9 protein-coding genes are annotated in these 12672 nt (G+C 59.9%); 5 read left to right on the top strand and 4 right to left on the bottom strand.

Going from position 1 to position 12672, the window contains the following annotated elements; translation table 11 throughout:
• Positions 1–54: 54 nt before the first annotated feature.
• Positions 55–1194 carry a glycerate kinase gene (locus VSQ83_RS11370; protein WP_326426760.1) on the bottom strand — a complete coding sequence of 380 codons (1140 nt, stop codon included), beginning with the start codon at positions 1192–1194 and terminating at the stop codon, positions 55–57.
• 150 nt (positions 1195–1344) lie between these two features.
• Positions 1345–2442 carry a sugar diacid recognition domain-containing protein gene (locus tag VSQ83_RS11365; protein ID WP_133079198.1) on the bottom strand — a complete coding sequence of 366 codons (1098 nt, stop codon included), beginning with the start codon at positions 2440–2442 and terminating at the stop codon, positions 1345–1347.
• A 158-nt stretch (positions 2443–2600) separates the two neighbouring features.
• Between VSQ83_RS11365 and VSQ83_RS11360 the strand changes: the two genes are divergently transcribed.
• The 3 genes from VSQ83_RS11360 to rarD (VSQ83_RS11350) all read left to right on the top strand — a co-directional run bounded on the left by VSQ83_RS11360 (position 2601) and on the right by rarD (VSQ83_RS11350) (position 6195).
• Positions 2601–3917: an MFS transporter gene (locus VSQ83_RS11360; RefSeq protein WP_326426758.1), complete on the top strand. Its 1317-nt coding sequence runs from the start codon at positions 2601–2603 to the stop codon at positions 3915–3917.
• A gap of 191 nt (positions 3918–4108) precedes the next feature.
• Complete coding sequence (gene rarD, locus VSQ83_RS11355) at positions 4109–4993, top strand: EamA family transporter RarD (RefSeq protein WP_133079200.1); 885 nt, start codon at positions 4109–4111, stop codon at positions 4991–4993.
• Positions 4994–5313: 320 nt separating this feature from the next.
• Positions 5314–6195 (top strand): EamA family transporter RarD, encoded by an 882-nt coding sequence (rarD, locus tag VSQ83_RS11350; RefSeq protein WP_133079201.1) that lies wholly within the window; start codon positions 5314–5316, stop codon positions 6193–6195.
• A gap of 16 nt (positions 6196–6211) precedes the next feature.
• Here the strand turns inward: rarD (VSQ83_RS11350) and VSQ83_RS11345 are convergent, their stop codons facing one another.
• Positions 6212–7507 (bottom strand): ATP-binding protein, encoded by a 1296-nt coding sequence (locus VSQ83_RS11345; RefSeq protein WP_133079202.1) that lies wholly within the window; start codon positions 7505–7507, stop codon positions 6212–6214.
• Between the two features lie 4 nt (positions 7508–7511).
• Positions 7512–8213 carry a response regulator transcription factor gene (locus VSQ83_RS11340; RefSeq protein ID WP_219262218.1) on the bottom strand — a complete coding sequence of 234 codons (702 nt, stop codon included), beginning with the start codon at positions 8211–8213 and terminating at the stop codon, positions 7512–7514.
• Positions 8214–8382: 169 nt separating this feature from the next.
• On the opposite strand from VSQ83_RS11340, the gene VSQ83_RS11335 reads away from it, so the two are divergent.
• Both VSQ83_RS11335 and VSQ83_RS11330 read left to right on the top strand, forming a co-directional pair.
• Positions 8383–9537 carry an efflux RND transporter periplasmic adaptor subunit gene (locus VSQ83_RS11335; protein WP_133079204.1) on the top strand — a complete coding sequence of 385 codons (1155 nt, stop codon included), beginning with the start codon at positions 8383–8385 and terminating at the stop codon, positions 9535–9537.
• 2 nt (positions 9538–9539) lie between these two features.
• The gene (locus VSQ83_RS11330; protein ID WP_133079205.1) at positions 9540–12641 is read left to right on the top strand and encodes a multidrug efflux RND transporter permease subunit; all 3102 of its coding nucleotides are present in this window, start codon (positions 9540–9542) and stop codon (positions 12639–12641) included.
• Positions 12642–12672: the final 31 nt, after the last annotated feature.

Genomic DNA, 12672 nt, shown 5'->3' with positions numbered 1-12672 from the left:
CCGAATCGCAGGCAAGCCGAATCGACGCACCGTCGCTCCATCACGCTTCATGTGTCATGAAAATTTGGCAAGACTCAACAACCGCGCAATATCCCGAGCCCGGTCGGTGAGCAATGGCGCCGCCCGGGTGCAGGCGTCCTGCAGGGTCATCGGGCCGCTGACAATTGCAAATGCCGCGTTGATGCCGTGCTCGTACAACGCCTGATACCCCTCGCCCAACGTACCTGCCAATACCACCACCGGGACACCTTCAGCGCGGGCGATGCTCGCCACGCCAAAGGGGGTTTTGCCACGCAGGGTCTGGGCATCGAAACGGCCTTCACCGGTAATCACCAGGTCTGCCCCCTTTACAGCCTCGGCCAGCCCCACCAGCTCGGCAACCACTTCAACCCCTGCACGAAACTGCGCGCCGAGGAACGCCTTGGCAGCAAACCCCAGCCCACCGGCTGCACCCGAGCCTGGTTCCTGACGCACATCCTTGGGCAAAACCTTTGCACAGTGATCGGCAAAATGCCCCAGCGCCTGATCCAGCAACTGCACGTGTTCGGCAGATGCGCCCTTTTGCGGGCCGAAGATTGCCGAAGCACCGTGCTCGCCACACAGCGGGTTGTTGACGTCAGCGGCAATTTCAAAGCGTACCTCGGCCAGACGCGGGTCCAGGCCTGCCAGCTCGATACGCGCCACATGGGCCAGCGCCAGGCCGCCGCGCGGCAGACTGTTGCCCTGGGCGTCGAACAAGCCCAGGCCCAGAGCCTGCAATGCACCGGCTCCGGCATCATTGGTAGCACTGCCCCCAATGGCCAGGATGACCCGCCGTGCGCCGGCATCCAGCGCGGCCTTGATCAGTTCGCCGGTGCCGAAGGTGCTGGTGATGCAGGCATTGCGCTGTTCCGGTTTGAGCAGTTGCAAACCGCTGGCTTCGGCCATCTCGATGATTGCCGTGTGGCTGTCAGGCAGCCAGCCCCAATGGGCCTCGACCGGTGCGCCCAGCGGACCTTGCACATGATTGCTGCGCAACTGGCCATTGCCTGCGGCGACAATCGCCTCGACTGTGCCTTCGCCGCCATCGGCCATCGGGCACTTGACCAGATGCGCGTGGGGCAATACGTCAGCCAGACCGGCTGCAATCGCGTCGGCGACTTTTTCGGCGCTCAGGCTGTCTTTGAACGAGTCGGGGGCAATCACGATTTTCATGGGGCGTATCTCCAGTTCTTATACCCTCCATGCTGCCAGCAACCGGCCCAAAACACGCCAGTCGGGCGCACAAGCATTCAAGGGGTTTGTTGTTCATTTGGACAAGGAACCGTGTTGCAGGCGCTCTCGCGAGCAAGCCCGCTCCCACAATCACGTCTGTGCCAGCAGCTGGACTCCCAGGTACAGGGCCAGCATGCCATTGAGGCTCAGCGGGTCCACGCCGCTCAGTTCGGCGATACGCTCCATGCGATAGCGCAGGCTGTTGCGATGAATCCCCAGGGCATCGGCACATGCCTGACTCTGGCCATCGTGATCACACCAGCTGCGCAACGTGGCAATCAGTTGGCCGTTGGCGTCTTTGGCCACCACTTTGTGCAATGGCCCGAGCAATTCTTCCAGCGCATCGTCATTGCGATGACGCCACAGCATCACCGGCAACCGGTAGCGATTGAGCGTCAGCAGGCGGGTCTGCGGCAGTACATCGCGACCATAGGCCAGCAGATCACCCACCCGTCGATAACAGCGGCGCAACCCCTTGAGTGCATCAGCCTGCCCGCCTGCGGCAATCCGCAACACCTTCCAGCCCTGGCCGTCGAGCTTCTCCAGCAGCCGCATGTCATCCAGCGCAGTCGTTGCCGGCCGGCACCACAGCAGCGAGCCCGTGGCCGGGCTGACGCACCAGCTGTCCGGGTAGCGTGACTGCAGCCATACACTCAAGGCCTCTGCACTCTGCCCCTTGCCCAGCTCAAACAAATACGGAATCCGTGCCAGCTGGGGCTTGAGGCCCAACTGCTGGGCCTCGTCGATCAGTCGCGGCGAGTCGCCCCCCTCACTGAGCAGCAAAGCCACCAGATCGTCACAGCGTTGGCGCCGCCATTGTTGTTCCGCCTGCTGGTAACGCTGGCCCACCAGCATCTCGGCGGTCATGCGGACCAGCTCGGCGTAGGTACGCAGCAACTCGGGCTCGCCCGTCAGGCCCAGCACACCGATCAGTCGTTGATCGAGCAACAATGGCAAGTTAATACCCGGCTGCACGCCTTTCAGGCATTTGGCGGCCTGGGCATCGATTTCCACCACCCGTCCATTGGCCAGCACCAATTGCGCCCCTTCGTGCCGGGTATTGATACGCTCAGGCTCGCCACTGCCCAGGATCAGGCCCTGGCTGTCCATCACGTTTACGTTGTACGGCAAGATGGCCATCGCGCGATCCACGATGTCCTGCGCCAAATCATGGTCCAGTTCAAACATAGGGTGACAATCCTTGGATACATTTGTTCACGGGCACAGGCGACTCGGCAAAATGCTGTGCGACAGCACAAAGACAGCGGCGTTGTGGTGACCGAGACTCAAGCTGCGGTCAACGTTACCCCTGGATCGTGAAAAAACATAATAAAGAGAGACATAAGATGTCACAGAGCGCCCCCGCATCGCCGATCAGCGATGACGATAAAAACGCCATCTACAAGCGCATCACCCTGCGTTTGATCCCCTTCATTTTTATCTGCTATCTGTTCAATTACCTGGACCGGGTAAACGTTGGCTTTGCCAAACTGCAGATGCTCGACGCACTCAAGTTCAGCGAAACCGTGTATGGCCTGGGTGCCGGTATTTTCTTCATTGGCTACGTGCTGTGCGGCGTACCCAGCAACCTGGCCTTGACCAGATTCGGTCCCCGGCGCTGGATCGCCGTGATGATGATCAGTTGGGGGACCCTGTCGACCTGCCTGATGTTTGTCACCACACCTACCGGGTTCTACACCCTGCGCCTGCTGACCGGTGCCGCTGAAGCGGGCTTCTTTCCGGGTGTGGTGCTGTACCTCTCGCAGTGGTTTCCCAGCTTTCGCCGGGGCCGGATCATGGCCCTGTTCATGTGTGCCATCCCTGTATCGGGCCTGATTGGCGGGCCATTCTCCGGCTGGATTCTCAGCCACTTCGCTGCAGGCCAGGGCGGCCTTGCCGGATGGCAGTGGATGTTCCTGCTGCAAGGCATTCCCACCGTCGTGCTGGGCGCCCTGGCCATTTTCTTGCTCAGTGACAGCTTTGCCAACGCCAAATGGCTGGGTGCCCATGAACGAGCGGTACTGGAAGCGGACCATCGCCTGGATGCCGCCAGCAAACCCGCTTCATCGGCCACCGACTCGCTGTCGGCAGTGTTCAAAAACCCGGCCATCTGGGCTTTCGGCCTGATTTACTTCTGCATCCAGAGCGGCGTGTACGCCATCAACTTCTGGTTGCCGTCGATCATCAAGAGCCTGGGCTTCAGCGATACCCTGGTGATCGGCTGGATCAGCGCGATTCCTTATCTGCTGGCGGCAGTGTTCATGCTGCTGGTGGGCCGCTCGGCGGACTTGCACAAGGAGCGCCGCTGGCATCTGGTGGTACCGATGCTGATGGGCGCGGTGGGTCTGGTGATCGCGGTGAATTTTGCCGCGCACCCGGCCATTGCGATTCTGGGCCTGACCGTTGCGACCATGGGCGCACTGACCGGCTTGCCGATGTTCTGGCCAGTACCTACTGCGATGCTCAGCGCGGGTGCAGCCGCTGGTGGCCTGGCACTGATCAACTCGATGGGGCAAATGGCCGGTTTCCTTAGCCCGTACCTGGTGGGCTTCGTAAAAGACGCCACCGGTTCCACGGACGCGGCCCTGTACTTCCTGGCCGCGGTGATTGTGGGCGGCAGCCTGCTGGCACTGCGCATGACCCGGGGCATTAAAACCCCATAATCAAACACAGCCTGTGGGAGCCGGGCTTGCCCGCGATGGTAGCGCTGCGGTTTGACTCTGAAACCGGGTTGCCTGCTTCGCGAGCAAGCCCGCTCCCACAGACATTCATAATCAAGGATTTGCCCTACAGCTCACAGAGCCTCAAGCTACGCACTTCTAATAATCAAAATGTGTGTTTCAACGAGGCTGTTGTGTCCAAAGGTATTGTTCTGTCTGTTCTGGCATCGAGCCTGTTCGGTGTCATGTATTACTTCACATCCCTGCTCTGGCCCTTGAGCGGAGCTGAAATCTTCGGCTGGCGGATGCTCCTGACCCTGCCCTGCATGACGCTGTTCATGTGCTTTTCCGGTGACTGGCGGCTGGTGCCGGTGATTTTCTCGCGGCTGCGTCAGCAACCGAAGTTCTTCGCCGTGCTCGTCGCGTCCAGTGCACTGGTGGGCGTTCAGCTCTGGCTGTTTCTGTGGGCGCCGCTCAATGGCCACAGCCTTGACGTATCGCTGGGTTATTTCCTGCTGCCGCTGACCATGCTTCTGACCGGTCGCCTGGTGTATGGCGAACAACTGTCCCATCTGCAGAAAATCGCCGCGGCACTGGCAACCCTCGGGGTCGCCAACGAGGTGTACCGCGTGGGCGGGTTCTCCTGGACCACTCTGGTGGTGGCCATTGGTTACCCCTTGTACTTCGTGCTGCGCAAGCGTGCAGGCACCGACAACCTCGGCGGCCTGTGGGCTGATATGCTGCTGCTGATACCTGTGGCGTGGTGGTTTGTACAAAGTGGTGAGCAAGGGTTTGAGGTGGCCAGCCATCGCCCTGCCCTGTACGCGCTCATTCCAATCCTGGGGGGCATCAGTGCCCTGGCGCTGATCAGTTACATCCTGGCCAGCCGGATGCTGGCGTTCAGCCTCTTCGGTTTACTCAGCTATGTCGAGCCCGTGTTGCTGGTGCTGGTTGCATTGCTGCTGGGCGAAAGCATTACTGCGGGCCAATGGATGACCTATCTGCCGATCTGGTTGGCCGTGGGGGTGTTGATGTTCGAAGGGTTCAAGCACCTGGTGCGTCAACGCCGATCCATGTAAACGGGTTGAATGCGAGGGGGTGGGCTGGCTCTCTGCTCAGGCGACTCGGCCTGCCAAAACCACCGGGGCGATGCTTTCGCGAGCAAGCCCGCCCCCACAGCACTTGATAGCAAGCTACCGTTAATCAGTTTTTTCAACAACACGAACGCTCGTTTAAAACGACTTTGGCCCAGTATTTGCTTGGTGTTTTACAAGTTGAACCGCCTCAACAAGAATGACTCCCAAGTAATTGGTTTAAAAGACATTTGCCACCGACAACCAACAGCCTCAAGCTACGTGCCCACTCAAACGAGTAACGTTGTAGATCCATTGAGGTTGTTGTGTCTAAAGGTATTGTTCTATCGATTTTGGCTTCCTGCCTGTTCGGCGTCTTGTACTACTTCACTTCCGTTCTTTGGCCCCTTGATGGCCAGGAAATCTTCGGCTGGCGAATACTGATCTCGCTTCCCTTCATGACCCTGTTTATATGCCTCTCCGGCGATTGGAAATGGGTTCCTATAATTTTCAATCGTTTACGCGACAAACCTCTACTGATTCCTTGTGTACTGCTGACCAGCTTCCTGGTTGGCCTGCAGCTGTGGATGTTCATGTGGGGGCCGCTCAACGGGCATGGCCTGGATGTGTCGCTGGGCTACTTCCTGTTGCCACTGACGATGATCCTCACCGGGCGCATCGTCTACGGCGAGCACTTGTCCCACCTGCAGAAAATAGCCACGGCCCTGGCCGTGATCGGCGTGGCCAATGAGTTGTATCGCACGGGCGGGTTTTCCTGGACGACACTGGTCGTGGCCATCGGTTACCCGATGTACTTCGTATTGCGCAAAAAGATCGGCATCGACAACCTGGGCGGCCTGTGGCTGGACATGCTGTTGATGGTCCCGGCAGCCCTCTGGTTTGTGCTGGCCGGCCCCCATGTCGACCTTGGCGAACAGCGCCAGGCGCTTTATCTGCTGGTACCGCTCATGGGCATCATCAGTGCGGCCGCAGGGTTCTCGTACATCCTGGCCAGTCGCTTGCTGCCGTTCAGCCTGTTTGGCCTGCTCAGTTACGTCGAGCCTGTGCTGCTGGTCGCCGTGGCCCTGTTGCTGGGCGACAGCCTGGAAGACGGTCAATGGCTGACCTATGGTCCGATCTGGCTCGCGGTGGTCGTCTTGATTATTGAAGGCTTGAAGCACGTGAGCCGCCAGCGCCGCTCCATCTAAGCCGCAACACCTCGCTTCAAGCCGGTAACCAGAGCTTGAAGCGAGCACCGCCCATAGGCGATTGCTCCACGCTCAGCGTGCCGCCCTGGGCTTGCAGGGCACGCCGACTGATCGCCAGTCCCAGGCCAAAGCCGCCGGTAGCCCGGTCCCGGCTGCGATCCAGGCGATAGAACGGCTCAAAGATCCTTTCCCGTTCTTGCTCGGGAATTCCGATGCCATCGTCATCCACCCACAGTTCACAGCCCTGGGAGGAGACATTCACGCCCACCTGAATTCGCCTGTCGCAGTAACGCATGGCATTGCGCAGCAGGTTTTGCAGGGCTCGCGCAGTCAGGCGCGGATCAAGGGCGAAGCGTTCCTGGGCGCCTTGCAACAGCACGTCCAGCACAATATCAGGGGCCTCCAGCTCTTCATCGAAGCTGCCAAGGATGCTGTCGATAAACTCATCGAGCGACACCTCCACCCTCTCTGGAACCAATGCCGGGTTTTGCAGGCGGCTGAAAGACAGCAGTTCCAGTACCAGCTCATCCAGTTCGCGGATATGCCCCACCAACACTTGCAAGCGCTCGCGACTGCCATCCGGCAAGTCGTCGCACAGCACCAGCGCCAGGCCAAAGTCCAGGCGGGTCAAGGGCGTGCGCAATTCATGGGACACCGCGTTCAACAAGTCGCGCTGCTGATTGAGCAGGTGCTCGACATCCTGGGCCATTGCATCGAATACGGTGGCCAGGCCATGAATGTTCGAGCGTTGGGATATCTGCGTACGCTCGCTCAGTTGCCCCTGACCGATACGCTCCGCCGTGAGTTTGAGGCGCTCCAGATCACGCCAGTGCGGGCGCAGCCACAACAGCAGGCCGCCCAGCAATGCCGCGCCAATCAGGACGTTGATACTCCAATACAACACACTCATGTCGAAGGGGTCCGGAGGCATCACCCATTCAATCGCCAGTTGTTCGTCCAGCGGAGAAACCACCAGCGTGCGCCAGCCCCAATCGCCGATGCGCAACACACCCTTGCCTTGCTGCAATTGGCGTTGCTCCTGGGCGCTGAACTTGGCATCCGTAATGGGCAGCAGATTGACCTTCATCGGCTCAAACTGCGCGTCAAGTTCGCGGGCAAGGGCTGGCCATTGCTCTGGGGGCAGATGATGGAACTGTTTGACCAGCAGGGTCTGCATGCCCCGCGACATATCGACGTTGTAGTTCATGAAGCGATCATGAAACAGCGACACGATCACCCCGGGCACCAGGTAACTGGCCAGGGCGAACGTCACGATGGTCACGAGGTACAGGCGTATCAGAATCTTCAACATGGGTTCAGCATTCCCATTCCGAGCGGCTGAACAGGTAGCCCTTGCCCCACACGGTCTTGATCTTGCGCGCTTCACCGGCGCAGTCATCGAACTTGCGCCGCAACTTGGAGATCGCCACATCCACCGAACGGTCCGTGCCGTTGAACTCGATGCCCCGCAGACGCTGCAGGATCTGATCACGGCTCAGCACTTCGCCGGCATGCCGCGCCAGCACCACCAGCAGGTTGTACTCACCACTGGACAACTCGATGATCTGTCCGCGCCAATTGACGGTGCGCTCTGACAAGTCGATGCACAGATTGCCAATGGTGATGCGGTCAATGGCCATTTGAGGCTCGGTCAGGCTGCTGCGACGCAAAAGCGTGCGCACACGGGCCAGCAATACACGGGGCTCGCAAGGTTTTGTCACATAATCATCTGCACCCATCTCTAGCCCCAGCACCTGATCATGACTATCGTCGCGGGCTGTCAACATCAGGATCGGCAGACTGGCAGACTCGGTTCGCAGCAAGCGACAGACTTGCAGACCATCGAGCCCAGGTAACATCAGGTCAAGAATGACCAGATCCGGAGGGTTGCTTCTTGCTCTGTCACACACTTGATCGCCGCGGGCAATCACGCTGACCTGATAGCCATTGCGCTCCAGGTAGCTGGCAATCAGCTCCGACAGCGCGGCGTCGTCTTCGACCAGCAAAATAGTGGGCATAATCAATGCTTACAACCGGGGAAAACCCGAAGGATATACAACCTTACAAGGATAGGAGCAGAACCTTCACACTTTTTCACATACCCCCTACATTGCTTCACAACGCCTCTTGCGTGCTGCGCTTAGCATGCCTACAGAAACATCCCGCTTATTTAAGAAGGCACGATCGTTGAAAAAGCTCTTCGCCCCGCTATTCCTTACGGCGCTGGCCCTGACCCTCAGCGCCTGCGATAAAAGCCCGGTCGCTGAGACCAAACCTCCCATGACCAAGGTACGCACCGAAGTCATCGCCACCGCGCCCTTGTCCGTCAGCAACGAGCTGAGCGGCCGGGTGGTTGCTCCCCGCGTGGCGCAAGTCAGTGCCCGGGTTGCCGGTGTCGTGCTCAAGCGCGTGTTCACCGAAGGCACCGAGGTGAAACAGGGTGATGTCCTGTTTCTGATTGATCCGGCGCCTTTCAAGGCTGACCTGGACAGCGCGCAGGCCGCCTTGAGCAAGTCCCAGGCTGTTGCCTTGCAGGCAAAACTGCAGGACCAGCGCTATGGCGAGCTGATAGCAATCAACGCGATCAGCCGTCAGGACCATGACAATGCGCGCGCTGCGGCACAGCAGGCCAATGCCGATGTGGCCGCCAATCAGGCTGCGCTTCAGCGCGCCAGGCTGAACCTGGGTTATGCCACCGTTACAGCACCCATCTCGGGGCGCATTGGCCGTGCACTGGTCACTGAAGGTGCTCTGGTCGGCCAGGGTGAAGTCACGCCGCTGGCCCGTATCCAGCAACTCAATCCGATTCATGTCGACCTGACGCAGTCCACCCGCGATCTGGACAACCTGCGCGAAGCATTCCGCGCCGGGGAGCTGCAGCAAGTCGGCAAGCAACAGGCAAAGGCCACATTGATTCGGGACAACGGCAGCCTTTATCCGTTGCCGGGCAAACTGCTGTTCACCGATGTGACGGTTGACCCGAGCACCGGACAAATCATTCTGCGCAGCGAGTTCCCGAACCCTGACTACGATCTTTTGCCAGGCAGTTTTGTGCGGGTTCGACTGGAGCAGGCGTTCAAAAAGGAAGGCATCAGCGTGCCGCAGCGGGCAATCATGCGTGACAGCGCAGGGATCGCCCAGGTGCTGCTGGTCGATGCCGATAACCGCGTGCACCTGCAGGCGGTTCAACTGGGCAGTGCGCAAAATGATCGCTGGGCCGTGACCTCCGGCCTGAAGGCCGGTGACCGCATCGTCACTGAAGGCCTGCAGCACGCCCGCCCGGGTGAGCAGGTACAAATCGATGACCCCACACTCCCTCTCGCACACTCCACGGATCGGTGAGCATGCCGCAGTTTTTTATCGACCGCCCGGTCTTTGCCTGGGTCGTTGCGTTGTTCATTCTGCTGGCGGGGGCTTTGGCCATCCCGCAGTTGCCAGTAGCCAAATATCCCGACGTGGCGCCGCCCCAAGTCGAGGTTTACGCCATTTACCCCGGCGCCTCGGCCCAAACCCTGGACGAAAGCGTCGTCAGCCTGATTGAGCAGGAGCTCAACGGCACCGATGGCTTGCTGTATTTCGAATCCCAGAGCAGCCTGGGCAGTGCCAGCATCACCGCCACATTCAAACCCGGCACCGATCCGGAGATGGCGCAGGTCGATGTACAGAACCGTCTTAAAGCGGTGGAGTCGCGCCTGCCCCAGGCGGTTATCCAGCAAGGCCTGCAGGTCGAGAAAATCTCCTCGGGCTTCCTGATGCTGGTGACACTGACCGCCGACAGCACCAGCGCGCTGGATGAGGTCGCCCTCAGCGATTACCTTGCGCGCAACGTGATGAACGAAGTCAAGCGCATCGACGGCGTCGGCAAGGCCCAGCTGTATGGTGCCGAACGTGCCATGCGCATCTGGATCGATCCGCAAAAACTGATCGGCTTCAACCTGACCCCGGCCGACGTCAACCAGGCGATTGCCAGTCAAAATGCACAGGTTTCCGCGGGCAGCATCGGCGATCTGCCGGGGCGCTCCACCCAGGAAATCACCGCAACAGTACTGGTCAAGGGCCAGCTATCAACCCCGCAAGAGTTTGGCGATATTGTGCTGCGTGCCAACCCGGACGGCTCCACGGTACGCATCAGCGATGTGGCCCGGGTCGAAATCGGCAGCCAGGAGTACCAGTACGGCACCCGGCTGAACGGCAAGTCAGCCAGCGCTTTCAGCGTGAAACTGGCACCGGAGGCCAACGCCCTGAATACGGGCAACCTGATTCGCGCCAAGATGGATGATCTGAGCCGCTACTTCCCGGCCGGTGTGGAATACACCATCCCGTATGACACCACGCCGTTTGTCAAAGTCTCGATCACCAAGGTTATCTACACCCTGGTCGAGGCTATGGTGCTGGTATTTGCCGTGATGTACCTGTTCCTGCAGAACATTCGCTACACACTGATCCCGACCCTGGTGGTGCCGGTGGCACTGATGGGAACGTTCGCCACGATGCTGGCGCTGGGCTTTTCAATCAACGTGCTGACCATGTTCGGCATGGTGCTGGCCATCGGGATTCTGGTGGACGATGCCATTGTGGTGGTCGAGAACGTCGAGCGGATCATGGTCAGCGAAGGGCTTTCGCCGCGAGAAGCGACCCGCAAGGCGATGACCCAGATCAGCGGCGCGATTGTGGGCATCACCCTGGTGCTGGTGGCCGTGTTTATTCCAATGGCGTTCATGCCTGGATCTGTCGGGGTGATTTACCAGCAGTTCTCGCTGTCGATGGCGACTTCGATTCTGTTCTCGGCATTTTTGGCCCTGTCCCTGACCCCGGCCCTGTGTGCAACCTTGCTCAAGCCGATCGCCAAGGGAGAGCATCACGCCAAGGGCGGTTTCTTTGGCTGGTTCAACAGGAAGTTCGAGCGCCTGTCACAAGGTTACGAACACTGGGTGGTGCATCTGATCAAGCGCAGCACACGCTACCTGCTGGTCTACGGTGCCTTGCTGGTGATTCTGGTGGTGTGCTTTGCACGCCTGCCCTCCTCCTTCTTGCCTGTCGAGGACCAGGGCTACACCATCACTGACATTCAACTGCCGCCAGGCGCCAGCCAGAGCCGCACGATCAAGGTGGCCGAGCAGATTGAGGCACACAACGCCAGCGAGCCCGGGGTGGGTAACACCACGATGATCCTGGGTTTCAGCTTCTCGGGTAGCGGCCAGAACGCAGCGCTGGCCTTTACCACCCTCAAGGACTGGTCGGTACGTGGCGCCCAGGACTCTGCATCCGCAATCGCTGACCGGGCGAACGGCGCTTTCAGCGAGCTCAAGGACGCGGTGGCCTTTGCCATCCTTCCACCTCCGGTCAGTGGCCTGGGGACCTCCAGCGGTTTTGAGTTCCGCTTGCAAGACCGTGGCGGTGTTGGCTATGACAGACTGATGCAAGCCCGCAGCGAGTTGCTGGAACTGGCAGCCAAAAGCCCTGTGCTGGCCAATGTGCGTGAAGAAGCACTGGCAGAAAGCCCGCAGGTGCAGCTTGAGGTCGATCGTAAACGCGCCAATGCGCTGGGCATTTCCTTTGCCGACATCGGCGCCGTGTTGTCAACGGCGGTGGGCTCGGCCTATGTCAACGACTTCCCGAATCAGGGCCGCATGCAACGGGTAGTGGTTCAGGCTGAAGGTGATCAGCGCAGCCAGGTCGAAGACCTGCTGAAAATGAATGTGCGTAACGACCAGGGCAAGATGGTGCCGCTTTCGGCCTTTGTCGAAGCCCGCTGGATACAGGGCCCGTCCCAGCTGACGCGCTATAACGGTTACCCGGCGATCAGCATTTCCGGCGAATCGGCCCCAGGGCACAGCACCGGCGAGGCGATGGCTGAAATTGAGCGCCTGGTCAGCCAGCTTCCGGCAGGCCTGGGCCTGGAGTGGACAGGGTTATCGTTGCAAGAACAGGTGTCCGGGGCTCAAGCACCGATCCTGCTGGCCTTGTCGCTGCTGATCGTTTTCCTGTGCCTGGCTGCACTGTACGAAAGCTGGTCGATCCCGACCGCTGTTCTGCTGGTCGTGCCATTGGGCGTGCTGGGTGCGGTGCTGGCGGTCACGTTGCGCGGAATGCCCAACGACGTGTTCTTCAAAGTGGGCCTGATCACCATTATCGGGCTGTCGGCAAAGAACGCCATTTTGATCATCGAGTTTGCCAAGACCCTGTACGACGAGGGGCATGACCTGGTGGACGCTACCGTGCAAGCAGCCCGCTTGCGGCTGCGCCCGATTGTGATGACGTCACTGGCGTTCATCCTTGGGGTGGTGCCATTGGCACTCGCCACCGGCGCCAGTTCCGCGAGTCAGCAGGCCATCGGCACAGGGGTGATCGGCGGCATGATCGTCGCAACTCTGGCCGTGGTGTTTGTACCGGTGTTCTTCGTGGTGGTGATGAAGCTGGCAAGAAGCAAACCTCGCCAGGGTTAACCCCCGGCCGTGCGTGCTAAGGTGCTTGTAA

Origin of the sequence: Pseudomonas sp. DSV-1 (assembly GCF_035830915.1) — a bacterium.
Lineage (GTDB): Bacteria > Pseudomonadota > Gammaproteobacteria > Pseudomonadales > Pseudomonadaceae > Aquipseudomonas.
This window is presented reverse-complemented; position numbering and strand designations above follow the sequence as displayed.

Excerpts from the sequence above, each read along its gene's own strand:
- VSQ83_RS11370 (WP_326426760.1), bottom strand. The coding sequence starts at position 1,194 with ATGAAAATCGTGATTGCCCCCGACTCGTTCAAAGACAGCCTGAGCGCC.
- VSQ83_RS11340 (WP_219262218.1), bottom strand. The coding sequence starts at position 8,213 with ATGCCCACTATTTTGCTGGTCGAAGACGACGCCGCGCTGTCGGAGCTG.
- VSQ83_RS11345 (WP_133079202.1), bottom strand. The coding sequence starts at position 7,507 with ATGTTGAAGATTCTGATACGCCTGTACCTCGTGACCATCGTGACGTTC.
- VSQ83_RS11365 (WP_133079198.1), bottom strand. The coding sequence starts at position 2,442 with ATGTTTGAACTGGACCATGATTTGGCGCAGGACATCGTGGATCGCGCG.
- VSQ83_RS11330 (WP_133079205.1), top strand. The coding sequence starts at position 9,540 with ATGCCGCAGTTTTTTATCGACCGCCCGGTCTTTGCCTGGGTCGTTGCG.
- VSQ83_RS11360 (WP_326426758.1), top strand. The coding sequence starts at position 2,601 with ATGTCACAGAGCGCCCCCGCATCGCCGATCAGCGATGACGATAAAAAC.